Annotated in this window: 16 protein-coding genes and 1 tRNA gene; 5 read left to right on the forward strand and 12 right to left on the reverse strand. The window is 63.7% G+C overall.

Annotation, left to right across the window (positions count from 1 at the left end; translation table 11 throughout):
* Positions 1-29: 29 nt before the first annotated feature.
* The gene (gene pheA, locus BM449_RS08665; RefSeq protein WP_071800888.1) at positions 30-881 is read left to right on the forward strand and encodes a prephenate dehydratase; all 852 of its coding nucleotides are present in this window, start codon (positions 30-32) and stop codon (positions 879-881) included.
* Here pheA and BM449_RS08670 read toward each other — a convergent pair.
* The 9 genes from BM449_RS08670 to BM449_RS08710 all read right to left on the reverse strand — a co-directional run bounded on the left by BM449_RS08670 (position 878) and on the right by BM449_RS08710 (position 9,717).
* Positions 878-1,840, reverse strand: a complete 963-nt coding sequence (locus BM449_RS08670; protein WP_083544481.1) for a methyltransferase domain-containing protein — start codon at positions 1,838-1,840, stop codon at positions 878-880. The genes pheA and BM449_RS08670 overlap by 4 nt on opposite strands.
* Positions 1,840-2,511: an LON peptidase substrate-binding domain-containing protein gene (locus tag BM449_RS08675; protein WP_071800889.1), complete on the reverse strand. Its 672-nt coding sequence runs from the start codon at positions 2,509-2,511 to the stop codon at positions 1,840-1,842. The genes BM449_RS08670 and BM449_RS08675 overlap by 1 nt, the downstream gene beginning before the upstream one ends.
* 215 nt (positions 2,512-2,726) lie before the next feature.
* Positions 2,727-3,047: a 30S ribosomal protein S10 gene (gene rpsJ, locus BM449_RS08680; protein WP_071800890.1), complete on the reverse strand. Its 321-nt coding sequence runs from the start codon at positions 3,045-3,047 to the stop codon at positions 2,727-2,729.
* A 234-nt stretch (positions 3,048-3,281) separates the two neighbouring features.
* Positions 3,282-4,511: an elongation factor Tu gene (gene tuf, locus BM449_RS08685; RefSeq protein ID WP_071800891.1), complete on the reverse strand. Its 1,230-nt coding sequence runs from the start codon at positions 4,509-4,511 to the stop codon at positions 3,282-3,284.
* Between the two features lie 39 nt (positions 4,512-4,550).
* Positions 4,551-6,626, reverse strand: coding sequence for an elongation factor G (gene fusA / locus BM449_RS08690; RefSeq protein ID WP_071800893.1), 2,076 nt, complete (start codon positions 6,624-6,626; stop codon positions 4,551-4,553).
* Between the two features lie 103 nt (positions 6,627-6,729).
* Entirely contained in the window at positions 6,730-7,200 is a 471-nt protein-coding gene (gene rpsG / locus BM449_RS08695) for a 30S ribosomal protein S7 (protein ID WP_071800895.1), read from the reverse strand.
* Positions 7,201-7,251: 51 nt separating this feature from the next.
* A complete protein-coding gene (gene rpsL / locus BM449_RS08700) occupies positions 7,252-7,626 on the reverse strand; it encodes a 30S ribosomal protein S12 (protein WP_071800897.1) in 375 nt (124 codons plus the stop codon).
* A 52-nt stretch (positions 7,627-7,678) separates the two neighbouring features.
* Positions 7,679-8,035, reverse strand: a complete 357-nt coding sequence (locus BM449_RS08705; RefSeq protein WP_071800898.1) for an AIR synthase — start codon at positions 8,033-8,035, stop codon at positions 7,679-7,681.
* A gap of 11 nt (positions 8,036-8,046) precedes the next feature.
* A complete protein-coding gene (locus BM449_RS08710) occupies positions 8,047-9,717 on the reverse strand; it encodes a phosphodiester glycosidase family protein (protein WP_233830594.1) in 1,671 nt (556 codons plus the stop codon).
* Positions 9,718-10,034: 317 nt separating this feature from the next.
* Between BM449_RS08710 and gltB the strand changes: the two genes are divergently transcribed.
* Positions 10,035-14,657 (forward strand): glutamate synthase large subunit, encoded by a 4,623-nt coding sequence (gene gltB / locus BM449_RS08715; RefSeq protein WP_071800903.1) that lies wholly within the window; start codon positions 10,035-10,037, stop codon positions 14,655-14,657.
* Between the two features lie 7 nt (positions 14,658-14,664).
* Here gltB and lipA read toward each other — a convergent pair whose 3' ends face one another.
* Positions 14,665-15,534: a lipoyl synthase gene (lipA, locus tag BM449_RS08720; protein WP_083544482.1), complete on the reverse strand. Its 870-nt coding sequence runs from the start codon at positions 15,532-15,534 to the stop codon at positions 14,665-14,667.
* Positions 15,535-15,608: 74 nt separating this feature from the next.
* On the opposite strand from lipA, the gene BM449_RS08725 reads away from it, so the two are divergent.
* Positions 15,609-15,682 (forward strand) — tRNA-Pro (locus BM449_RS08725).
* A 4-nt stretch (positions 15,683-15,686) separates the two neighbouring features.
* On the opposite strand, the gene cobJ is transcribed toward BM449_RS08725, so the two are convergent.
* Together cobJ and BM449_RS08735 are read right to left on the reverse strand one after the other, a co-directional pair.
* Positions 15,687-17,495 carry a precorrin-3B C(17)-methyltransferase gene (cobJ, locus tag BM449_RS08730; protein ID WP_071800905.1) on the reverse strand — a complete coding sequence of 603 codons (1,809 nt, stop codon included), beginning with the start codon at positions 17,493-17,495 and terminating at the stop codon, positions 15,687-15,689.
* Positions 17,495-18,703, reverse strand: a complete 1,209-nt coding sequence (locus BM449_RS08735) for a hypothetical protein (RefSeq protein WP_162922858.1) — start codon at positions 18,701-18,703, stop codon at positions 17,495-17,497. Before BM449_RS08735 ends, cobJ begins: the two co-directional genes overlap by 1 nt.
* Before the next feature lie 460 nt (positions 18,704-19,163).
* Here BM449_RS08735 and psaA point away from each other — a divergent pair, with 460 nt between their 5' ends.
* Both psaA and psaB read left to right on the forward strand, forming a co-directional pair.
* A complete protein-coding gene (gene psaA, locus BM449_RS08740) occupies positions 19,164-21,467 on the forward strand; it encodes a photosystem I core protein PsaA (RefSeq protein WP_071800907.1) in 2,304 nt (767 codons plus the stop codon).
* Between the two features lie 20 nt (positions 21,468-21,487).
* Positions 21,488-23,716 carry a photosystem I core protein PsaB gene (gene psaB / locus BM449_RS08745; protein ID WP_071800908.1) on the forward strand — a complete coding sequence of 743 codons (2,229 nt, stop codon included), beginning with the start codon at positions 21,488-21,490 and terminating at the stop codon, positions 23,714-23,716.
* Positions 23,717-23,832 lie beyond the last annotated feature (116 nt).

A 23,832-nucleotide genomic window follows, 5' to 3' on the forward strand; every position in this document is an offset into this window, starting at 1 on the left:
AGCGTTCGCCGCTCCGTTGCTCCCCTGTCATGCGTCTTGCCTTTCTTGGTCCCGCTGGAACCTATGGCGAGCAGGCCGCCAGAACCCTGGCTGACCTTGAAGGATTGGGCGATGTGGAACTGGTCCCCCAGAGCGGGCACCGGGCCGTGATCCGGGCCCTCGCTGACGGCCACTGTGATGCAGCCGTGGTGCCCGTCGAGAACTCGGTCGAGGGCGGGGTCACGGCCAGTCTGGATGCCCTCTGGGAGCATGAGGAATTGGGAATCCGGCGAGCCCTGGTTCTGCCGGTTCGCCATGCCCTGCTCGGCAGCGGTCCGATCGGCCGCATCAGTGAGGTGCTCTCCCATCCCCAGGCCCTGGCCCAGTGCAGCCAATGGCTGGCCGAACATCTTCCCGATGCCTTGCAGCTGCCCACCAGCTCCACGGCGGAGGCTTCGCGCCTGGTGGGCGGCAGCCACTTCCGCGCTGCCGTGGCCTCGCTCCAGGCGGCCAGCCAGCACGGCCTGGAGGTACTGGCCTATCCGATCAATGACGTGGCCGGAAACTGCACCCGTTTCCTCCTGCTGCAGCGTGCGCCTGCCATCCCTGCGGGCCGCGCCAAAGCCACCCACTGCAGCCTCGCCTTCTCGCTGCGGGCGAACAACCCCGGCGCCCTGCTCGATGCCCTGCGCTGCTTCGCCCATCGGCAGTTGAACATGAGCCGGATCGAGTCACGCCCGTCCAAGCGGGAAATGGGCGAATACCTGTTCTTCGTTGACCTGGAGCTACCAGCCGATTCGGGCTCCCTTGAGCAGGCTGTCGCGGAATTGGCCGGTCACTGTGAGCATCTGGTCCTGTTCGGGACCTACCCAATCAGCATCGTCGAAGAGAACGGCGGCTAGGTCGTTGGTTTGCGGCAGCGGAACACACCGAACTGCATCAGGCCGTTGCGGAAAGCCCAGTCCATCAACAGCAGGGTCGGGGTTTCGCGGAGTCCCTGCAGCACGGCCATCGGCCCCAGGCCCAGCACCGCCCCGGGGCGGCGGATGCCTTCCATGATCGAGTCGATCCAGGAGGGCAAGGTGGCCTTGGTCCAGTCGCCTGTGGTCACGCTGGCTCCATTGGCGAAGGGGCTGCAGGCCAGGTTGTGCCTGAAAGAGAGGATGCTGGCGAACTCGGGGTGGGCCCATTGGTCGAGCAGCTGACGCATCACCCAGCGCTCGCGGCTCGTCAGCGCGCCGTTGCTTGGATCGCGCCGGTTCCAGTCGGCCACGGCCAGCAGGCCTTCCGGCGCGAGCACGCGCAACAGCTCATCGGCGTAGCGCTGCTTGTCGGCCATGTGCGGTCCGGCCTCCACACTCCAGACCGCATCGAACTGACCATCGGCGAGATCGAGGGCCAGGGCATCCATCACCGCGAAACGGCAGGGCAGGCCGGCGGGGGTGAGCTGGCTTGCCCGGGCGATCTGGGCTTGGCTGATACTGATTCCCAGCACTTCAAAGCCGTAATCCCGGCTGAGGATCCGGGCACTGCCGCCGATGCCACAGCCCACATCCAGCACGCGGGCGCCACTGGGCAGTTGATCGAGGCCACTCCAGCGCACCAATTCATGCACGAAAGCTGCTTTGGCGGCGCGGAAATCGGCGCGCCGCGGCTGCTCTCCGTAGTGTCCGAGGTGGACGTGGTCCCCCCAGAGGCGTTCGAGCAATTGGTCGTCGGTCCAGCGGTCATAGGCCGCCGCGACCGTCTCGGTGCTCTGATAGCGCCGGTTTCGCCGTTGCCAGAGCTGGGTGGCATACCACCCCAAGCCAGCTGCACCCGCACCAAGAAGCAGGGCCCCAGGCAGGAGATTGAGTGCCATCAGCTTGGATCCTGGCCGTCCTCACCCATTCCTTTAAAGGTGTCCTTGAGAACGGTTCGAGCCGCCAGTTGACGGCGGGTCTGGTCAAGGAGGGAATACTCCAGGCGTAAACGCTCGGTGGTGTCGGTCAGCTCAAGCAGGGCCTGCTGATGGTCAGCCACGGGGCCACCCAGGTGGGAGCCGATCCAGAACGACAGTTCCCGGGGCAGATCAGGCAGGTCGTTGGGCAGGCTGGTGGGCTTGCCGATCAGCTTGCCGGTCAGATCGACCACATCACGCAGAGCCTGGGTCACTTCGCCAGCGAGCTGCTCGAGTGAGTTGTCGCTGTCGCTGGCCTGGTCTTCGATCCAGCTCACCATGCCGACACGGAACGGTGCTTCACGCACCACTTCGAGCACGCGGAAGCGCTGCTGGCCCATGGTGACGATGTTGCTGCGATCGTCATCCTGCGTCTGACATTGCAGGATCTCGGCGCAGCAGCCAACGCTGGCCATTTTCTTTTCCTGGGGGTCCCAGCGCACCACCCCGAAACGCCGATCGGTTTCCAGAACCGTGCTCAGCATCATCCGGTAGCGGGGCTCGAAGATGTGTAGAGGCAGTACCTCCTGCGGGAACAACACCACATCCGGCAGGGGGAAGAGGGGGAGTTCCCGGACGGCCAAATCGGTCACAAAGGTCCTGCGTGGTTGCAAAAGAGTGAGGCTCTAAACCGATCTTAGGGATCTCGGCACGGCCCTGAACGTAAAAACCCGCCTTGAGGGCGGGCGATCCACAATCCATCGGCCGTTGGTCTGGGCCGAAAGGTTAATGGCTTGGCCTGGGCGATTGGCTCAGGCCGCTCGACACCAGGCACTGCTTCCAAAGCTTCGTTTTCAGAGCTTTGTTTTCAGAGCTTCACTTCGATGTCAACTCCGCTGGGCAGGTCCAGCTTCATCAGAGCGTCAATGGTCTTGGCGGTGGGGCTGTAGATATCAATAATGCGGCGGTGGGTGCGCGTCTCGAAGTGCTCACGGGAATCCTTGTCCACGTGGGGGGAGCGCAGCACGCAATAAATCTTGCGCTTGGTGGGCAGGGGGATCGGTCCAATCGCCGTGGCGGCGGTGTGATCGGCGGTTTCGATGATCTTGTCGCAGGAAAGATCCAGCATGCGGCGGTCAAACGCCTTGAGGCGAATGCGGATTTTCTGCTGAGCGATGGCGGTGGACATGGGAGGGATAGAAAAGCCCGTTGAAGGCACGCGAGGGTCTCAACGGGAGGGAACGGATGGAACCTGGGATCCATCAATTGTCAAGGAGCGAGCCGGCGTCAAGGAGAAAGCCGGTGTCAAGGAAAGAGCCGGTGTCAAGAAGCGAACCGGTCTCCAAGAGCATTGGCCCCGTAAAGGGCTGGTTTTGGCGGGGGGTAAGCATTTGGCGCCACCCCCACACCGATCAAATCGCGCTCAAGCCACGATCTTGGAGACAACACCGGCACCGATGGTGCGGCCGCCTTCGCGAATGGCGAAGCGCATGCCCTGCTCGATCGCCACTGGGCAGATCAGCTCGGCGCTCATCTTGATGCGGTCACCCGGCATCACCATCTCGACGTTGGTGCCGTCATCGGCGGTGAAGGCCGTGATCTGCCCGGTCACGTCGGTGGTGCGGATGTAGAACTGCGGGCGGTAGCCAGCAAAGAAGGGTGTGTGGCGGCCGCCTTCCTCCTTTTTGAGCACGTACACCTCACCCTCGAACTTGGTGTGGGGCTTGATGGAGTTGGGCTTCACCAGCACCATGCCGCGCTCGATGTCCTCCTTCTGAATGCCGCGCAGGAGCAGGCCGGCGTTATCACCTGCCATGCCTTCCTCGAGCTGCTTACGGAACATCTCTACACCGGTGACGGTGGTTTCGCGGGTGTCCTTGATGCCGACGATCTGGACGGTCTCGCCGACCTTGACCTTGCCACGCTCGATCCGGCCGGTGGCCACGGTGCCGCGACCGGTGATCGAGAAGACGTCTTCGACGGCCATCAGGAAGGGCTTGTCGATCTCACGCTCGGGCTCGGGGATCGAGGCATCCACGGCATCCATGAGGTCGAGGATCTTGTCGACCCACTCGTTCTCACCGCGCAGACCTTTGCCGCCTCCTTGAATGTGCTCAAGGGCCTTGAGGGCGGAGCCGGTGATCACGGGGATGTCATCACCGGGGAAGTCATAGCTGTCGAGCAGCTCGCGCATCTCCAGTTCGACGAGCTCAAGGATCTCCTCGTCGTCGACCATGTCGGTCTTGTTGAGGAACACCACCAGGGCGGGAACGCCGACCTGCTTGGCCAGCAGGATGTGCTCCTTGGTCTGGGCCATCGGGCCGTCGGTGGAGGCCACCACCAAAATGCCGCCGTCCATCTGGGCGGCGCCGGTGATCATGTTCTTCACGTAGTCGGCGTGACCCGGGCAGTCCACGTGGGCGTAGTGACGGCCCTCGGTTTCGTACTCGACGTGGGCGGTATTGATGGTGATCCCCCGCTCTTTCTCCTCAGGAGCGCCGTCAATGTCGTCATAGGCCTGAGCTTTCGCCTGGCCGATGGACGCCAGCACGTTGGTGATGGCGGCAGTAAGGGTGGTCTTGCCATGGTCAACGTGGCCGATGGTGCCGATGTTGACGTGAGGTTTGGTCCTCTGAAACTTCTCGCGGGCCATTGAAGGAAAGAATCGGGGGGTTGGTTGGGGTTGTAAAGATCAGGAATTGCCCTGATTCTTGGAGATGATGGCCTCAGCCACATTGCGAGGAACTTCCTCGTAATGGCTGAACTCCATCGAGAAAACACCCCGACCCTGGGTCATGGATCGGAGCTGAGTGGCATAGCCGAACATCTCGGCCAGGGGCACCTTGGTCTGGACTTTAGATTGTCCATTGTCGATGGACTGGCCTTCGACCTGACCGCGCCGGGAGGAGAGGTCGCCGATCACTGATCCAAGGAAATCCTCGGGGATCTCGACTTCCACCTTCATCATCGGCTCAAGCAGTACAGGATTGCACTTCTTGACGCCGTCCTTGAAGGCCAGCGAGCCGGCAATTTTGAAGGCCATTTCGGAGGAGTCGACGTCGTGGTAGGAGCCATCGACCATACTGACCTTGATATCAATCATCGGGAAACCAGCAATCACGCCGGACTGGCAGGTTTCCTTCATGCCGTTTTCGGCCGGTCCGATGTACTCCTTCGGCACGATACCGCCAACGATCTTGTTGACGAACTCGAAGCCTGTACCCGGCTCACCAGGCTCCATCTCGATTACGACATGGCCGTATTGGCCCTTGCCACCGGTCTGTCTGGCAAATTTGCCTTCGCCTTTGGCGCTGCCACGAATGGTTTCGCGATAAGAAACCTGAGGAGCGCCGATGTTGGCTTCGACATTGAACTCCCTGAGCATGCGATCCACCAGGATCTCCAGGTGAAGCTCGCCCATGCCGGCGATCACCGTCTGGTTGGTTTCCGGGTCAGTGGATACGCGGAAGGTGGGGTCCTCTTCGGAGAGTGATTGCAGAGCCTTGGAGAGTTTCTCCATGTCCCCCTTGGTCTTGGGCTCCACAGCAACCGAAATGACCGGTTCGGGAATGAACAGCGACTCCAGAATGATTGGATCGGTTTCAACGCAGAGGGTGTCACCCGTTGTGGTGTTCTTGAGACCAAGAACAGCGCCAAGATCACCGGCACGCAGTTCATCGACCTCTTCCCGGTCGTCGGCCTTGAGCAGGATCAGCCGGGAGATGCGTTCCTTTTTATCCTTGGTACTGTTGAGCACATAGCTGCCTTTCTTGAGGGTTCCGCTGTACATCCTCACGAAGGTGAGTTTGCCGTAGGGATCAGCCATTACCTTGAAGGCCAGGGCGCTGAACGGGGCATTGTCGTCGCAGGGCCGGCTGGCTTCTTCGCCATCGGGCAAGAGGCCATGGATCGGCGGAATATCGATCGGTGCGGGCAGATAATCCACAACTGCATCCAGCATCAGCTGAACACCTTTGTTCTTGAAGGCTGAACCACAGAGGATCGGCACCAAACCGTGCTTGACCACACCGATCCGAATGCCTTTCACCAATTGTTCATCGGTGAGATAACCGTTTTCCAGGTAGTAATCAGTCAGTTCGTCATCGGTTTCGGCCACCGTTTCCATCAAATTGCCGCGCCAGAGTGCGACTTCTTCCTGCATCTCGGCGGGGATATCTCCCTCGACGATGTCAGTGCCGAGGTCATTGGTGTAGATGATCGCCTTCTGACGCACCAGATCGATGATTCCCTTGAGGTCGCCTTCAGCGCCGATCGGAAGCTGGATTGGGGCAGCTTTGGCCTTCAGGCGATCCTTGATCTGGTCGTAGACCTTGAGAAAATTGGCGCCGGTGCGGTCCATCTTGTTGACGAACACGAGGCGCGGCACTTTGTAGCGATCGGCCTGCCGCCAGACCGTTTCCGACTGGGGCTGGACCCCGCCGACAGCGCAGAAAACGGCAACCACACCATCGAGCACCCGCATGGAGCGCTCCACTTCGATCGTGAAGTCGACGTGGCCAGGCGTGTCGATGATGTTGATCCGGTGGTCTTTCCAGCTGGTGGAGATAGCAGCCGCCGTGATCGTGATGCCACGCTCACGCTCCTGGGCCATCCAGTCGGTGACGGCGGCGCCATCGTGGACCTCGCCCATCTTGTGGACCACACCGGAATAAAAAAGAATGCGCTCGGTGGTGGTGGTTTTGCCCGCGTCAATGTGGGCGGCGATGCCGATATTTCTGACGCGATCTAAGGGGAAGGCGCGGGCCACGGGTGAAGGTCTCCGAAGGTAAATCGACGAAAAAAATGCGGGTTGACTGTAACTGGTGATACCGCTAGTTGCTGGGCCCGCGACCCAGCTGGTAGCTCCCCGCTCAGTAGCGGTAGTGGGCGAAGGCCTTGTTCGCTTCAGCCATCTTGTGGGTTTCTTCCCGTTTGCGGACCGCGTTGCCGGCTTCGTTGGCGGCATCCATCAGTTCGCCCGCCAGTTTCTGGGACATGCTGCGGCCGTTGCGAGCCCGTGAAAAATTCACCAGCCAACGCAGGGCCATCGCTGTTCCGCGCTCCTGCCGCACTTCCATCGGCACCTGATAGGTGGCGCCACCGACCCGCCTTGCCCGCACTTCCACCAGGGGAGTGGCGTTGCGCACGGCTGTCTCGAACACCTCAAGTGGATCGGTGCCGGTTCGGTCGTTGATCAGGCCAAAGGCATCCGAGAGAATGCGCTGGGCGGTGGACTTTTTGCCGTGCTTCATGAGCCGTGCCACCACCATCGAGGCCAGACGGCTGTTGAACTGGGGATCGGGATGAACCGGGCGCTTCTCAGCAGCATTGCGGCGGGACATAAACCTGAAGGAAGGAAAGCGAGGAAGGAAAAGGAAACGGGGCGGGCTCGATCAGCCTTTGGGTGCCTTGGTGCCGTACTTGGAGCGGCTTTGGCGCCGGTCCTTGACACCGGAGGTGTCGAGGGTGCCACGGATGATGTGGTAGCGGACACCGGGCAAATCCTTGACGCGACCGCCGCGGATCAACACCACGGAGTGCTCCTGCAGGTTGTGGCCGATGCCGGGGATGTAGGCCGTGACCTCAAAGCCCGAGGTGAGCCGGACGCGGGCCACCTTGCGCAGCGCGGAGTTCGGTTTCTTGGGGGTGGAGGTGTACACGCGGGTGCACACGCCTCGGCGCTCCGGGCAGGCCCGCAGCGCAGGGGATTTGGTCTTGCGGGTGAGGTGCTGCCGCTCGGTGCGGATCAGCTGCTGAATCGTGGGCATCGAGGGCCGAAGAGAGAAGCCGGACGTCCGACCGTTTTCACAATTGATCACCCTACGCCGTCGGCGGACCGTCATGGTTCTGACGACTGAAGGCGGCCCCGCAGGCGCAGCACTGCAGCCCGTCGGCGGCCCTGATCAGGAAGCCGCCGCCACTGAGATCCCCTCGGTAGTCCAGGTTGAGGCCCGCCATCAGAGCGAATTGGTCCTCAGGGGCGTGCAGGGTGATGCCGTCGGCCCTGGCGACCGCCATCCCGGTCAGGTCGCCGGGACGGATCCTCAGCACCCAGCGCTCACAGCCTCCTTCCACCAGATCCAGATGCATCAGCCCCGGTGTGCCGGCCACGGCGGCCTGGCGGCCCAGCTCAGCAGCGGCAGCGGCGCTCAGGTGAACGGTCAGTCCCTTCGGCATGGCGGCTTCGCTCAGGGTGTAGGGGAAGAGTCTGCGACGGAATCCCGTGGCACCAGACCAAGACCATTGTGAATCGAGGCGGAGACTCCACGGCCCAACACGGTCATCGCCCCACCGACCATCAAGCCAGTGGAGCCGCCGCCATCGAGATTGAGGGCATCCCGCAGCCCCATCTGCCTGAGCAGTCCGGCGGTTTCCTGCAGGGTTGGCCCAGCATTGCCCTCCCCTTGAACAGTGAGCAGCCAGAGCTGACGCCCGTCGCTGCCGACCACCGTGCGCGGCGCCCCCTGCTGTTGAAACGCGGCGCCGAATCCTTCCGCTGTCCCATTGAGCACCAGCCTGCCGTCCTGAAGCAGCAACGGGCCGCCGCCAAGCACGAAGGGGTTCATCCCCACCGCATCGAGCGGGCGGCTGTTCAAGCTCAGGCGGCTGCCCACGGGCCAGGGAGCCACCGCCCCGGCTCTGGCCACCACCAATGTGTCACCGGCGCCAAGCCCAACCCCCTGGGCGAGTTCCGCGCGGCTCCACTGCCTTTGAACGATGCCACCCCTGATCAACACAGCCGTCTCGGCGCCGCTCAGGGGCCGATACCCGCTCCCCCAGTCGGCCGTGTAACGGGCCAGGCCGCGCTGGACATACCCACTGTTCACTGTGGTCAGCGGCCAGCGCCTGCCGGTCTCGTCAGTCAGCCATTCCTCCAACCGCAGCCGGCCGAACTGGGGTAGCTCCCTGGGTCGCCAACCGACGGCGCCACGGTTCAGGATCGGTCCGGAGAGCCAGCGATCCTGTTCTTTGAGAGCACCCAGGGGCATCCGCCTGATCCGGTTGAAGAAACCGCCGTTGATCGCCACCAGGGCCTGATCGCGCGCTGCCAGCGCCGGCAGGGAACTGAGTCCCTGCATGCCGTCGGGCCTGGTGAGCAGGCGTAGTTCGAGGGGATTGCGCCGTGGATCCAGCCGCACGCTGTTGATCAGCATCCGCCGGTTGCCGACGGCACGGACCTGCCGCTCGACGGTGACGCTGCTGCTCAGTAGGGCCTGCAACCGTGGATCCAGCCGGGGTGGCGGCGTCGCGACCGCACCGGCGCCAGGGGTGCCAGCCAGCCCGACCCCGGCGAGATCGAGCACCACCCGGGCCGGCCCTCCCAGGGTCAGAACCTTGGGAACCACGCCAGGGCGTTGGAGGGTCAATCCCTGATCGCTCTGGCGCGCCGCGAAACCAAGCCCCTGGAGTTCAGCACGCTGCGCGGCGGTGCTGCGCAGCCCCAGCAGCAGCTGGCCGCTCTCCTGGCGCACCAGGGCGATGCCATCGAGATCCAGCACCACGCGGCGGCCGCCCATAGCGGCGGTTCCCCCCGCTGAGGAGACCCGGATTCCGACTAAGCCCGCCGGCGGAATTTCAATCTTCAGTGTCTCGGCCGTGGCTTCAAGGCGGACTCCGGCGGCAGCGAAGGTTGGCCCCACATCCAGACCGACTTCATCATCGAGGCTGCGCAGTTGAGCCGGGGCCACCTTGAGGGTCTGACCGAACCATTCCAGCTCAAGGCCGCCATCTGGCCTGCTTTCGCTGCTGAAGCCGAGCTGGCCCTGGAGCACCTCCAAGGGCAGCCACAACTGCGATGCGGCGGCTCCATCGCTCTGAAGCCATTGCCAACGGGCCTGTTGGGCCAGGCCGTTGATCACCAGTCGGCTGCCTTCTTGCTCTCTGGCCTGTTGTCTTGCCGGCGTTCTCGCCGGAGGCGGCTCAGCCGGTTGACGTCCCGGTCGCCAGCCGGACTGAGCGGAAGCTCCCGGCCCAGTGGCGATCGGAAGCAGAGTCAAAACTGTCAAGCAGAGCCAGCGGCCATAGCGCGCTGGCGGGATCGGCCACGCCATCAGCCTTTTCCGTTGCTGGTGAACGCTAAGCCCAGGCACCTGTCCCTAGAGTTGTTGTCCGCTCACTGGGGTGGCCACCTGCGTCAATCAGGGCTGCCGCTTGTTTCTGCAGGTTGTTCCGGTCCATGCCGCATTCCTCCCGTCCCCTCTGGCCCCATTGCGACAGCCCGGCACCGGCGGCTGTCGCCGGGGAAAAGGACGCCTGCGGGGTTGGTTTTCTGGCCCAGTTGGATGGTGCTGCCTCCCATGGCCTGCTGCTGCAAGCCCTGGAGGCGCTCAGCTGCATGGAGCACCGCGGTGGCTGTGGCGGTGACAGCGACTCCGGCGATGGCGCCGGCATTCTCTCCGGCATCCCCTGGAGTTTTCTCGAAGCGGTCTGGCCGGAATCGCGCGCAACGGTGCCCAACCGGCGGGGTCTGGCCATGCTGTTCCTGCCGGCCGATCCGGAGCGGCTGCAGCAGGCCCGCCAATTTTGTGAACAGGCCGCCCAAAGCCTTGGCCTGCGCAGTCTGGGTTGGCGCCCGGTGCCGGTTGATCCCAGTGTTCTCGGCCCCTTGGCCCGCCAGACCGCCCCGGTGATCGAGCAATGGCTGGTGGAGTCCGACGCCAGCGGTGATGCCCTGGAGGCGCTGCTGTTTCGCTGCCGCCGGCGGGTCGGTGACCTGGTCAGGGAAACCTGGGGGCCTGAAGTTCGAGACCTTTACTTCGCTTCGTTCAGCGGCCGCACCCTGGTTTACAAGGGGATGGTGCGCTCGGAAGTGCTGCCGGCCTTCTACAACGACCTGAGAGACGAGCGCTTTGCCGTGAGTTTCGCGGTGTATCACCGCCGCTTCAGCACCAACACCCTGCCCCGCTGGCCCCTGGCCCAGCCGATGCGGTTGCTGGGCCACAACGGTGAAATCAATACCCTGCTGGGCAATCTCAACTGGGCCCAGGCCGCCGAATCCCACCTCGATGCCGCCTGGGGTGCCGCCGCCGCCGACCTCAAGCCCGTTGTGAACGCGGCCTTCAGCGATTCTGCCAATCTCGACGCCATGCTCGAGCTGATGGTGCGCAGCGGCCGGCCAATCACCGACTGCCTCCTGACCCTGGTGCCTGAGGCCTTTCGCGAGCAGCCGGAACTCGATTCCCGCCCAGAGGTGCGGGCATTTTACGAGTACTCCGCCTGCCTCCAGGAACCCTGGGATGGCCCGGCGTTGCTGGTGTTCAGTGACGGACGCAGTGTGGGTGCTTCGCTGGATCGCAACGGACTGCGGCCTGCCCGCTACTGCATCACTCGCGATGGCCTGGTGGTGATGGGTTCGGAAACCGGTGTGGTGCCCATCGAGGAAAGCCGGATCATTGAAAAGGGTCGGCTCGGCCCTGGCCAGATGCTGGCCGTCGACCTGGAAAACGGTCGCTTGCTGAAGAACTGGCAGGTCAAGGAAGAGGTGGCGGCCCGCCATCCCTATGGCGCCTGGCTCCAGGAGCAACGCCGCAGCCTTCAGGCCCAGCCCTGGCAGGACGCCAAGTCGATGGGCGAACTCGATCTGCTCCAGCACCAGACCGCCTTCGGGCTCACGGCCGAGGATCTCGATCTGGTGATCGAGGACATGGCCGGTCAGGGCAAGGAGCCCACCTACTGCATGGGCGATGACATCCCCCTGGCGGTGCTCTCCACCAAGCCCCACCTCCTCTACGACTACTTCAAGCAGCGTTTTGCCCAGGTCACCAATCCGCCGATCGATCCGCTCCGCGAAGAGCTGGTGATGAGCCTGGAGATGCATCTGGGCCGCCGCGGCTCAGCCCTCAGGCCCGAACCCTCCTCCGCCTCGGTGCTGCACCTCGATAGCCCGCTGCTCAACGAGCGTGAACTGGCCGCCCTTGCTGGTCAGGGCCTCTCCACCGTCAGCTTGTCGACCCTCTTCTCCGTCGGCACCGGGCCAGGCGGACTGGAGTCGGCGGTGCAACAGCTCTGCGCCGACTCGGAAGCCGCCGTCAGGGAGGGGTGCCAGATCCTGGTGCTCTCTGACCGCTCCAACGCCGACCGCTGTGCCCAAGGCCGTCCTGAACCCGGTCTGACAGCCACCACCACCTACATTCCGCCGTTACTTGCGGTTGGAGCGGTTCACCAGCACCTCCTGCGCCTGGGGCTGCGTCTGCAGGTCTCCCTGGTGGCCGACACCGGCCAGTGCTGGAGCACCCACCACCTGGCCTGCCTGATCGGCTTCGGCGCCAGCGCCGTCTGCCCCTGGCTCACCTGGGAAACCACCCGCCACTGGCTCGACCATCCCAAGACCCAGTCGCTGATGGAGCGCGGCAAGCTGCCACGCCTCGATGCCGCCGCCGCCCAGGCCAACGTGCGCCAGGCCCTGGAGGCCGGCTTGCGCAAGATCCTCTCCAAGATCGGCATCTCGTTGCTGGCCAGCTATCACGGCGCCCAGATCTTCGAGGCCATCGGCATCGGCGCCGATCTGATCAGCCTGGCCTTCAAGGGCACCACCAGCCGGGTCGCCGGCCTGAGCCTGGCCGATCTGGCCAGCGAAACCCTGGCCTTCCATGCCAAGGCCTACCCGGAGCTGAACCGCAGCAAGTTGGAGTTCATGGGCTTCGTCCAATACCGCACCGGCGGAGAATTCCATCTCAACAGCCCGGAGATGGCCAAGGCCCTGCATGCCGCCGTAGCTGCAGGCCCTGGCTACGACCACTTCTCCACCTACCGCACCCTGCTCGAGCACCGGCCGGTCACGGCCCTGCGCGACCTGCTTGAACTGAAGCTGGCGCCCACACCCTTGCCGCTCGACCAGGTGGAGAGCGTTGAGAGCATCTGCAGCCGCTTCTGCACCGGTGGCATGAGCCTTGGCGCCCTTTCGCGCGAAGCCCATGAGGTTCTGGCCGTCGCCATGAACCGGATCGGCGGCAAGAGCAACAGTGGCGAAGGCGGTGAGGATTCCGCCCGCTTCCGCGCCCTTGAGGATGTGGATGCAGGTGGGCACTCGCCCACGCTGCCGACGATTCGGGGGCTGCGCAACGGAGACACGGCCTGCTCAGCGATCAAGCAGATCGCCTCCGGCCGCTTCGGTGTGACCCCGGCCTACCTACGCAGTGGGCGGCAGCTTGAGATCAAGGTGGCCCAGGGGGCCAAGCCCGGCGAAGGCGGCCAGCTTCCCGGCCCGAAGGTGGACGCCTACATCGCTGGGCTGCGCAACAGCAAGCCTGGTGTGGCCCTGATTTCTCCACCCCCGCACCACGACATCTATTCCATTGAGGATCTGGCCCAGCTGATCCACGATCTTCACCAGGTTCACCCCGCCGCCAAGGTGTCGGTGAAGCTGGTCGCCGAGATCGGTATCGGCACCATTGCCGCCGGTGTGGCCAAGGCCAATGCCGATGTGATCCAGATTTCCGGCCACGATGGCGGCACCGGCGCCTCGCCGCTCAGTTCGATCAAACACGCCGGCAGCCCGTGGGAGCTGGGGCTCTCCGAAGTGCACCGCAGCCTGCTGGTCAATGGTCTGCGTGATCGCGTGCTGCTACGCACCGATGGCGGCCTCAAGACCGGCTGGGACGTGCTGATGGCTGCGCTGCTGGGCGCCGAGGAGTATGGCTTCGGTTCGGTGTCGATGATCGCCGAAGGTTGCATCATGGCCCGGATCTGCCACACCAATAACTGCCCGGTCGGGGTGGCCTCGCAAAAAGAAGCCCTGCGCAAGCGCTTCACCGGCCTGCCGGAGCATGTGGTCAATTTCTTCCTGTATGTGGCCGAGGAGGTTCGCCAGTTGCTCAGCCTGTTGGGTGTCGCCCGGCTTGAAGATCTGATCGGCCGCAACGAGCTGCTCGTGCCCCGGGCGGTTGAGCTGACCAAAACCGGCTCCCTCGATCTCACCTGCCTGCTCGAGCCCATCCCCCAGGCGGCCGACCGCAGCTGGCTGAAGCACCGGGCAGAAGCCCATGGCAATGGGCCGATCCTTGAAGATCAATTGCTCAGCGACCCGCAGGTTCTTGCCGCCATCGAGTCCCATGGCCAGGTCAGCCGCAGCCTGGCGATCGTCAACACCGACCGCAGCGTCTGCGCTCGCTTGGCGGGTGAAATCGCCGGGCGCCATGGCAACACCGGTTTTCGTGGCCGCCTCGATCTCCACTTCGAGGGTGTCGCCGGTCAGAGTTTCGGTGCCCTGCTGCTGGAGGGGATGAACGTGCGGCTGGAGGGCGATGCCAACGATTACGTCGGCAAAGCCATGAATGGCGGCCGGATCGTCCTGGTTCCCCCAGCTGGCTGTGTCAATCCGGGCGCCCAGGTGATCCTCGGCAACACCTGTTTGTATGGCGCCACCGGCGGCGCTCTTTTTGCCCTCGGCCGCGCCGGTGAACGCTTCGCGGTTCGCAACAGCGGCGCCCATGCCGTTGTTGAGGGCAGTGGTGATCACTGCTGCGAATACATGACCGGCGGCATCGTGGTGATCCTGGGCAGCACCGGTCGCAACGTCGCTGCCGGCATGACCGGCGGTGTCGGCTTTCTGCTCGATGAGCAAGACGCCCTCTCCGGTCGCCTCAACACCGAGACCGTTGCCATCCACCCCCTTGAGACCACCGAGCAGGAGGCGTTGCTCAAGCCGTTGCTTGAAACCCATCTGGAAGTCACAGGCAGCCGCAAGGCCGCCGAAATCCTCGCCAACTGGCCCCAGTGGCGTGGACGCTTCAAGGTGCTCGTTCCCCCCAGCGAGCTGGCCGCCCTTGGCCTCAGCGAGCGGGTGAAGGTGGCGGTTTAGTGGCCGTTCAGCGGGGATACTCCCGCATCAGCCGTCGCACCTCACCGGCGTGGTAGCTGCTACGGGTGAGCGGCGAGCTGACCACCTGCAGGAAGCTCAGCTCGGTTTCGCCATGGAGCCGGAAGGCCTGGAACTGCTCCGGGCTCACAAACCGCTGCACCGGCAGGTGCTTCGGGCCTGGTGAGAGGTACTGGCCGATCGTGACGATGTCGACCCGGTGCTGGTGGAGATCGCCGAGCACGTCCAGCACCTCCTCGTCGCCTTCGCCCAGCCCCACCATCAACCCGGATTTTGTATAGGCGCGAGGCCAGCCTTCGCGCACCCGTTGCAGCAGTTCCAGGGAGCGTGCGTAGATCCCCTGGGGTCGCACCTGCCGGTAAAGCCTGGGCACCGTCTCGATGTTGTGGTTGAGCACATCCGGCCCGGCCGCCATCACGGCGGCAAGGGCGTCCCAGTTGCCGCAGAAATCCGGAACGAGCAGCTCAATGGTGGTGCCGGGGGAGCGCGCGCGCACCTGCTGGATGCAGGCAACGAACTGGCTGGCCCCCCCGTCGTCGAGGTCGTCGCGATTGACCGAGGTGATCACCACATGGCTCAGGCCAAGCCGTGCCACCGCCTCGCCCAGCCGCAGCGGTTCGCTCGCATCAAGCGTGCGCACGCTCTTGTCGAAGTCGATGTCGCAGTAAGGGCAGGCGCGGGTGCAGCCCGGCCCCATGATCAAGAAGGTGGCGGTGCCGCTGGCGAAGCATTCACCGATGTTCGGGCAACTGGCCTCCTGACAGACGGTGTTCAGCGCCAGGTCGGTGAGCAGGTCGGCAACGGCCCCAATGCGCTCCCGTTGCGGAGCTTTGACACGCAGCCACTCGGGTTTCAGCAAGAACGCAGGGCCTCCCAAAGGCTGGGGTTCAAATGTAGGGGGGAGCGTTGATTGATCGCCTAAGCTCTTCCCAACGGGATGTGGCGCAGCTTGGTAGCGCACTTCGTTCGGGACGAAGGGGCCGCAGGTTCGAATCCTGTCATCCCGATTGATCAGGCCTGGCCCAGTTCAGCGCCTGGATAGCCGCGCGGGGTCACGATCCGGCCGTCCTGCAGCCGGGTGGTGCTGTTGCCCACCAGCACCAGGCTGAGCATGTCGACCTGGTCGTGGGGGAGGTCGCCGAGCCGGTGCAGGCTGACCTGCTCCTCCTGGCGGCCCAGTTGGCGGGCCAGCACCACGGGAATGGCGGTGGTGCGCCCCTCGGCCAGCAGCTCCAGGGCCCTGGCCAGCTGCCAGTCGCGGCCGAGCGAGCGAGGGTTGTAGAGAGCCACCACAAAATCGCCCAAGGCCGCAGCCCGCAGGCGCCTCTCGATCGATGGCCAGGGCGTGAGCCGATCGCTGAGGCTGATCGTGCAGAAGTCGTGCATCAGCGGCGCCCCGACCCGGGCCGCCGCCAGCTGCAGGGCAGAGAGGCCGGGGTGCACGCTGAAGCCCGGTCTGCTGCCGTCCTCGCGCTGCAGCCACAGTTCCAGGGCCAGCCCGGCCATGCCGTAGATGCCGCTGTCTCCTGAGGAGACCAGGGACACCGTCAGGCCCTGGCTGGCCAGATCCAGGGCCTGGGCACAGCGTTGGCGTTCCTGGGTGAGTTGGCCGTCGCAGCGCCACTGGTCGGGTCGCCGCAGCGGCTCAAGCAGGTCGAGATAGAGCCCGTAGCCCACCCAGACCGTGCTGAGGGCCAGGGCCTGGCGGGCGTCGGGAGTGAGCAGATCGAGGCTGCCTGGGCCACTGCCAATGAGGTGGAGGTGCCCCTGGGCGGGCGCCCATTGGCTGGCGGCCTTGGCGATCGCCAAGGTGGCGGCCCCCTGCTCTGGCGCCCCTTCTGGGCCCACGTCCAGGCCCAGTGCGGCGCTGGCTGCCCGCTCGATCCGTTTGTTGACCAGCAGTGAAGCCTCCGGTCCTGCGGCGAGCAGGGCTGCGGCCTCGGCGACGCTGGCGGTGCCCATTTCCTTCTCTACAGCCAGCGATGGGGTGGGTACCGCCACCGGGGCCAGGCTCGTGGCCCCAAACAGGCGCAGCGGCCAGCCTCGCTGCTGCGCCAGGGCCAGAAGGGCCGGTTCATCCCCTTTGCGATCGACGCTGGCCAGCCCGGCCACCGCTTGCGGCGCCAGTTGGTGCTCGCTGAGGGCCTGATCGACAGCCCGTACCAGCAGGCTGAGGCTCGTGTCTCGCTCACAGCCGATCCCCAGCCATAGGCAGGGCGGGTGCCAGCGGCAGCCTGGGCCCTGGCGGTGGCTGACGTGCAGCGAAAGGCCCGACTCCAGTTGCGCTTTGGGCCCGGCGGCCGCCGCGTCCAGCTGCTGCCAGAGGGTCAGGCCGGCCTCCTGCTGGAGCTCAGGGCCCCGGCCCCGCGCCGCCGCCTTCATCAGCCCATCCCAATCGCCGCCGCCCCGCCGCCAGCCCCAGTCCCGGCCGAAGCAATCGAGGGCCAGGCGACCCGCGGCGCCGCTTGATCCGCTCAGCACCGCTTGCCCCCCCAGCAGGGCGGCCACCCGCTGGCTGAGGGATTCGCCACCGGCCCCATGCCCCCCCAGCAGGGGGATGGCGAAGCGACCAGCCGGATCCACCACCACGACGGCGGGGTCCTCGGCTTTGCCTTTGAGGAGGGGCGCGATCAGTCGGGTGATTGCGCCACAGGCGCCTACCACCACGAACGCGGCGGCGCTGTCCCAATGCTGGGCCAGAAACTCAGCGAGCGGTGCGTCCGCAGCTGCTCGCTGCAGCAGGCCGGCCTGCTCCAGCCGACTCAGAACCGACCCACTGGAGCGACTCAGACCCAGACCCCAGCAGATGTGTTCGCCCATCAGCTCAACTTGTCATCCGGCCGGTCCAGGCCGTTGCCAGCCGCGTCGGGCGGGACGACAGCTTCGTTGGAAAGGACGACGGCATCGGTTTCGGCGCTGGTCTCCGGATCCTGCCGCTGGGGTGGATCGCTCTCTGCTGTTACGGGTTCAACGTGTTGGTCTGGTTGGGCTGGCGGCTCTTCTGCGGAATCGGAATTGGCTGGGTCCGGTTCTGCCGCGTCAGCAACGGTTGGCTCCGGGCTTTCGCCGGTTGGCAGCGGCAAGCTGGTTGCGTTGGGGCCCATCGGCTCGGCTGCCGCCCGGCCAAGGATCTGATCGAGCTCAGCGGCCGAGAGTGTCCCCTGAAGCCAGCGGTTGTCGCCTTCCGGAGCGAGGGTCACCTCTTCGACCAGGCTGTTGTAAGGAGGGTTGAGGGAGTCGCCGAGGCTGTCGAGAAGCTCCAGTTGCACCGCATTGCCGCCTTGGCGCAAGCCCGTTAGCCAGACGGTGGTCTGGCGATCGACCAGGAAACTGTCGCCGTTCACCGTGACCCGCAGCAGCCAGTGGCGATCGTCATCACGCAGCCTCTGCAGCGGAGCATCCACCAGCAACCAGTCGATCGGGACAGGCTGCTCCCTTACCTGATCAAAAGGAATGGCGCTGATCAGCTGGGCAGAGCCCGCGACGGGTAGTTCGGCAGGATTGACGGCGGCGCGGTGCAATCTGACCTGGCGGAAACCACCAGCTGATTTCACCGCCTCACCCCCGGGTTTGGCGGCATAGACACTGAGCCTGTGGCTGCCGGGCCTGAGTGGGGCCATCGTCAGGTGCAAGCGCACGGGGGCCAGGCCGTCGCTGGGCGGATCACTCAGCCGCAGGGGTTCCTGTTGGTCGAGCTGAACCACGAGGTGGGGGCCGATCCCGAGGGGGCCTGGTCCCACCAGGGGCCAGTCGTCGATCTCGAGCTCCAGATCCCAGGGGCCTGCGGGGAGCATCGCGTCGTTGGCGGGCGAGAGGATCCTCAACCGCGGTTGCCGCTCAGCCAGCAGGGCCTGCACCTGCTGAACCGCCAGCGGCGGAGCAACCTCCTGCAGGGCACCAGCTGGATTGGTGGGGGAGGGCCCCCGGTTGGTTGGAGCGGCCGGACCGGCAGATGGCCACACACTCCAGGCTCCGCAGAGGAGCACGGTCAGGGAGAGCAGCGTCGCTGCCAGCCATCGAAGTCCCAACGAGATCATCGGATCACCCTTGAAGGCCCCTGTCCCTGGGACCAGTCTGCGCGCCGCTTGCGTGGGTCCCTTGCCTGGCGGGCCTGGCTCTGCTGGCGACTGATGGTTGGAATAGCAAATTTTTGAATAACAAAAGCAATGCAGAATTCCTTGGCTCGTTGATAAGTATCCCTTGCTAGAGCCCTGTCGCTGACAGGAGAGCCGCTGGATTGAACCTTTGTTACTTCCGCGCCTAGGGGCCCGAAACACGCCCTTATACTCTCGCCAGCGGTCCCTTCATTGGGACTTCAGCTCCAGTTGTGGCAGGGGGTTCTGGCGATTAGCTGGTCCTCTGTCTCCCTGGTTTCCATGGCCGCGGCGGGCCTGTTCTGCCAACGCCATGAGACCCACCGGCCAGGCTTCCCGCCTGCGCCCGAGGGGTGGACCCCCACCTCGATCCCGTCCCTCGAGGAACGTCTCGATGACCATCAGCCCACCAGAGCGTGGGACAAAGGCGAAGGTCTCCGTCGATCGGAACCCTGTTCCTGTCGATTTCGATGTGCTCGGCAAGCCCGGCCACTTCGATCGCAGCCTCGCCAAAGGTCCCAAAACCACCACCTGGGTTTGGAACCTCCACGCCAACGCTCACGATTTCGACAGCCACACGAGTGATCTTGAGGAAGTTTCCCGCAAGATCTTCAGTGCTCACTTCGGCCACTTGGCCGTCATTTTCATCTGGCTCAGCGGCGCCTTCTATCACGGTGCCCGCTTCTCCAACTACACCGGTTGGCTGGCCGATCCCCTGCACGTCAAGCCCAGTGCGCAGGTGGTTTGGCCGATCTTTGGCCAAGAGATTCTCAACGCCGATGTGGGCGCCGGTTTCCACGGCATCCAGATCACCTCAGGCCTGTTCCATGTGTGGAGAGCCTGGGGTTTCACCAATGAGTTCCAGTTGCTTTGCACGGCAATCGGCGCCTTGGTGATGGCCGGTCTCATGCTCAATGCCGGTGTCTTCCACTATCACAAGGCAGCTCCAAAGCTGGAGTGGTTCCAGAACGTTGAGTCGATGCTCAACCACCATCTGGCCGGTCTTCTCGGACTGGGCTCCCTCTCCTGGACTGGACACCTGTTGCATGTGTCCCTGCCCACCACCCAGTTGATGGATGCCATCGACGCTGGGGCCCCTCTGTCGCTCAATGGCAAGGTCATTGCTTCGGTGGCGGACATCCCCCTGCCCCATGAATTCATCAATCAGGACCTGATTGCCCAGCTCTTCCCAGGCTTTGGAGCAGGGCTTGCGCCCTTCTTCACCGGGAACTGGGCTGCCTACAGCGATTTCCTCACCTTCAAAGGTGGATTGAATCCCGTCACTGGCAGCCTCTGGATGACAGACATCGCCCATCACCACCTGGCGATCGCGGTCCTGTTCATCATTGCCGGCCACCAGTACCGCACCAACTGGGGAATTGGTCACAGCCTGAAGGAGATCCTTGAAGGCCAGAAGGGTGATCCCCTGCTGTTCCCCGCTCCGAAGGGCCACGATGGTCTGTTCGAGTTCATGACCACCTCCTGGCATGCCCAGTTGGCCGTGAACCTGGCCCTGCTTGGGTCGCTGACCATTATCGTGGCGCATCACATGTATGCGATGCCTCCCTATCCCTACATCGGGATCGATTACCCAACTCAGTTGTCGCTATTCACCCACCACATGTGGATTGGTGGCTTCATCATCGTTGGGGCTGGTGCCCACGCGGCTATCGCACTCATCCGCGATTACGACCCGGCCAAGCATGTGGACAACGTGCTCGATCGCGTTCTCAAGGCTCGCGATGCCCTGATCAGCCACCTCAACTGGGTGTGTATCTTCCTGGGCTTCCACAGCTTCGGCCTCTACATCCACAACGACACCATGCGTGCTCTGGGCCGTCCCCAGGACATGTTCAGTGACTCCGCCATTCAGCTGCAACCTGTTTTCGCTCAGTGGATTCAGGGACTGCATGCCGCCGCTGCCGGCACCACAGCGCCTAACGCGCTCTCCGGTGTCAGCGAGGTGTTCAACGGAGCCGTTGTTGCTGTGGGTGGCAAGGTGGCCGCCGGTCCGATCCCCCTGGGAACGGCCGACTTCATGGTCCACCACATCCACGCCTTCACGATCCACGTCACCGTGCTGATCTTGCTGAAGGGTGTGCTTTACAGCCGCAGCTCCAGGCTCATCCCCGATAAGGCGAACCTGGGCTTCCGCTTCCCCTGTGACGGCCCCGGCCGTGGCGGTACCTGCCAGGTTTCAGCTTGGGACCACGTGTTCCTGGGTCTGTTCTGGATGTACAACTCCATCTCGATCGTGATTTTCCACTTCAGTTGGAAAATGCAGAGCGATGTCTGGGGAACCGTCAATCCGGATGGCACTGTTCAGCACATCGCCAACGGCAACTTCGCTCAAAGCGCCATCACCATCAATGGTTGGCTGCGTGATTTCCTCTGGGCCCAGGCCTCTCAGGTGATCAACAGCTATGGCTCCTCCTCGAGTGCCTATGGCCTGATGTTCCTCGGTGCTCACTTCGTCTGGGCCTTCAGCCTCATGTTCCTGTTCAGCGGCCGCGGCTACTGGCAGGAGCTGATTGAGTCCATCGTCTGGGCTCACAACAAGCTGAGGGTTGCTCCAGCGATTCAGCCACGGGCGCTGAGCATCATCCAGGGTCGCGCCGTTGGCGTTGCCCACTATCTCCTGGGCGGTATCGCTACCACCTGGGCGTTCTTCCTGGCCCGACTCGTCGCGGTCGGCTGACCTCCTCCTGACCTTTCCACATGGCAACGAAATTTCCTTCGTTTAGCCAGGGTCTGGCACAGGACCCGACAACCCGCCGTATTTGGTACGGCATCGCCACGGCTCACGACTTCGAGAGCCATGACGGGATGACGGAGGAGAAGCTTTACCAAAAGCTCTTCTCCACTCACTTCGGTCACCTGGCGATCATCGGCCTCTGGGTTTCGGGAAACCTGTTCCATATCGCCTGGCAGGGCAACTTTGAGCAGTGGGTCGCCGATCCGCTGCACGTCCGTCCCATCGCTCACGCGATCTGGGATCCTCACTTCGGCCAGGGGGCCATCACCGCCTTCACCCAGGCGGGCGCAACCTCCCCGGTGAACATCGCTTATTCCGGTCTGTACCACTGGTGGTACACGATCGGCATGACCACCAACGCCGAGCTTTATCAGGGATCCATCTTCATGATGATCCTCTCGGCTTGGGCGCTTTTCGCCGGTTGGCTCCACCTTCAGCCCAAGTTCCTGCCTTCCCTGGCCTGGTTCAAGAACGCTGAATCCCGGCTGAACCACCACCTGGCTGTTCTGTTCGGTTTCAGCTCCATCGCCTGGACCGGTCACCTGGTCCACGTGGCCATCCCCGAGGCCCGAGGCCAGCACGTCGGTTGGGACAACTTCCTCAACGTGCTTCCTCACCCAGCCGGTCTGGCTCCGTTCTTCACCGGCAACTGGGGGGTCTATGCCGAAAATCCCGACACTCTCAATCAGGTCTTCGGAACTTCCGAAGGTTCTGGTACAGCGATCCTCACCTTCCTGGGTGGCTTCCAGCCCCAGACCGAGGCGCTCTGGCTCACCGATATCGCCCACCACCACCTGGCGATCGGCTGCCTGTTTGTGATCGCTGGCCACATGTATCGCACCAACTTCGGGATCGGCCATTCGATCCGGGAGATTCTGGAGGCTCACAATCCTCCTCAGGGCACACCGTTCGGTGGCGCGCTTGGTGCCGGTCATAAGGGCCTTTATGACACGATCAACAACTCCCTGCACTTCCAGCTCGGACTTGCCCTTGCTTCGCTCGGGGTGATCACCAGCCTGGTGGCTCAGCACATGTATGCGTTGCCGTCCTATGCGTTCATCGCCAAGGACTACACAACGCAGGCAGCGCTTTACACCCACCACCAGTACATCGCCATCTTCCTGATGGTCGGTGCCTTCGCTCACGGTGCGATCTTCTTCATCCGTGATTACGACCCCGAAGCCAACAAGAACAATGTTCTGGCTCGGATGCTCGAGCACAAAGAAGCGATCATCAGCCACCTGAGCTGGGTATCCCTGTTCCTCGGTTTCCACACCCTGGGCCTCTACGTCCACAACGATGTGGTCGTGGCCTTCGGTACCCCCGAGAAGCAGATCCTGGTGGAGCCGGTCTTCGCTCAGTTCGTTCAAGCCTCCAGTGGCAAGTTGCTCTACGGCATGGATGTCTTCCTGTCGAATGCCGACAGCATTGCCTCCACGGCCTGGCCTAACTACGGCGCTGTCTGGCTGCCTGGCTGGATGGAAGCGATCAACTCGGGAACCAACGATGTGTTCCTGCAGATCGGCCCTGGTGACTTCCTTGTTCACCACGCCATCGCCCTTGGACTGCACACCACCACCTTGATCCTGGTCAAGGGTGCACTCGACGCCCGGGGTTCCAAGTTGATGCCTGACAAGAAGGACTTCGGCTACTCCTTCCCCTGCGACGGCCCCGGCCGTGGCGGCACCTGCGATATCTCAGCCTGGGACGCCTTCTACCTGTCGGTTTTCTGGGCCCTCAATACCGTCGGTTGGGTCACCTTCTACTGGCACTGGAAGCACCTCGCCATCTGGCAGGGCAACGTGGCTCAGTTCAACGAATCAAGCACCTATCTGATGGGCTGGTTCCGCGACTACCTCTGGCTCAACAGCTCCCAGCTGATCAACGGTTACAACCCGTTCGGGACGAACAACCTGGCTGTCTGGGCCTGGATGTTCCTCTTCGGTCACCTGGTCTGGGCGACAGGATTCATGTTCCTGATCTCCTGGAGGGGCTACTGGCAGGAATTGATCGAGACCATCGTCTGGGCGCACCAGCGCACACCGCTCGCCAACATGGTTGGCTGGCGTGACAAGCCGGTTGCACTCTCGATCGTTCAAGCCCGTGTGGTTGGTCTGGCGCACTTCTCTGTGGGTTACATCCTCACGTACGGTGCTTTCCTGATCGCCTCTACATCCGGGAAGTTCGGCTAACGCCTCACTCCCACCTAATTCTCGAGGGACGAACCTCAACCATTCCCCCCGGCTACTGCTGGGGTTTTTTATTGGGAAAAGGATTGCCCGCCTGCCTGCCTAACTGTCTGTTGCCC

The sequence above is a fragment of the Synechococcus sp. SynAce01 genome (assembly GCF_001885215.1).
Lineage (GTDB): Bacteria > Cyanobacteriota > Cyanobacteriia > PCC-6307 > Cyanobiaceae > Regnicoccus > Regnicoccus frigidus.